This is a genomic window from Collinsella aerofaciens (assembly GCF_015670745.1).
Classification (GTDB): Bacteria; Actinomycetota; Coriobacteriia; order Coriobacteriales; family Coriobacteriaceae; genus Collinsella; species Collinsella aerofaciens_T.
In genome coordinates, this window is sequence record NZ_JADPCH010000035.1 from 6025 (window position 1) to 7285 (window position 1261).

The window sequence follows — 1261 nt, forward strand, 5'->3', positions numbered from 1 at the left end:
GGGCGGAACGCGTAGAGCGTACCGAGCTGGCAGTCGAACTTACCAAATGCGGCGATAAGTCCGATGAGGATTGCTTGGGTAAGCATACATCCCCCTTTCCATATAGGACACTACGAAGAGCTCAGACTCTTCGAAATTGAACGCCTAGAGCACGCTGGCGCAGTCGACCTTGGGGTCATCGGCCAGGGGTCGAATCTCGACCTCAACGCCACGATCCAGCATCTCGCGCACATCGGCTTCCTCGGCCGCGGTCAGGAAGATCTGACGAGAGACCTGACGAGCGTCGGGACGCTTCTCGTCCTTGGGCTTGGTGTTGCCCAGGTTGACCGACTTGATCTGCGGGCAGCCCTCAACAAGCTGCTTTGCCTCAGCGATAGTGGCGACGCAGATGATCATCTTGTACTTGTCGGTCACGCCCGAGTTGATAGCTTCGATTGCATGCTCCATATCTTTGATGACGAGCTTGCAGCCGGCAGGCTTGCCCATCTTGAGCGTCGTCTTCCACACCGGGTCGTTAGCGACCTTATCGCCCACGCAGAAGATGCAGTTGGAGCCAAGGCCCTGAACCCAGGAAACTGCGACCTGGCCATGAAGCAGGCGATGGTCAACGCGAAGTAGCTGAATCATAATGTGACCCCCCAAAGGTCTTGTGCCGTCATACGGCGTGTCAGTAGGTGCTGCGGATTAGAACTCTTCCTCCTCCTCGTCATCGACCAAAAGATCGTTGACAAACTTCACGCGCGTATCGTCCGCAGCGACGATGGCGCGAATCGTCTCCTCAACCGGCGCCGACTCGTCAGAGAACAGCAGCTGGATGAGCAGAGGAAGGTTCATGTTGGTAACGAGGTACGTGCGGGGACGCGTCTGGACGATCTTGGTGAACTCGTTGTTAACGCTACCGCCAAAGAGGTCGGTGCAGACAACGACATCATCGTCGGCAGACATGCCTGCCAGCAGTTTTTGGGCCTCCTCGGCCACGTCCATGCGGCCATCGACGAACATCGAAAGATCGTGGACGTTGTCGCGAGCGCCCGAGAGCAGCTCGACGCTCTCCTTGATGCCGGTGGCGAAGTGCGCATGGCTGGCGATGATGTACTGTCTCATTCTGTGTTCCTCTCAATAGCCCGGCACGTTCCCGCACCCGTTTTCTTTAGTAGTCGAACTGGTGATAGTAGCGACGATACTTGAGGTTGTGCTTGGTGACCGTCTCGTAGTAGCGAGCCAGGCGGTCGGTCACGAGCACCGTCAGAATCCACGGGGA

At 57.3% G+C, this 1261-nt stretch carries 2 protein-coding genes; both read right to left on the reverse strand.

Annotated elements, in window-relative coordinates:
- Nucleotides 1-144 precede the first annotated feature (144 nt).
- Complete coding sequence (locus I4W07_RS09005) at nt 145-627, reverse strand: PTS sugar transporter subunit IIB (RefSeq protein ID WP_099432286.1); 483 nt, start codon at nt 625-627, stop codon at nt 145-147.
- A 57-nt stretch (nt 628-684) separates the two neighbouring features.
- Complete coding sequence (locus tag I4W07_RS09010) at nt 685-1104, reverse strand: PTS sugar transporter subunit IIA (RefSeq protein WP_148346728.1); 420 nt, start codon at nt 1102-1104, stop codon at nt 685-687.
- Between the last annotated feature and the right edge of the window lie 157 nt (nt 1105-1261).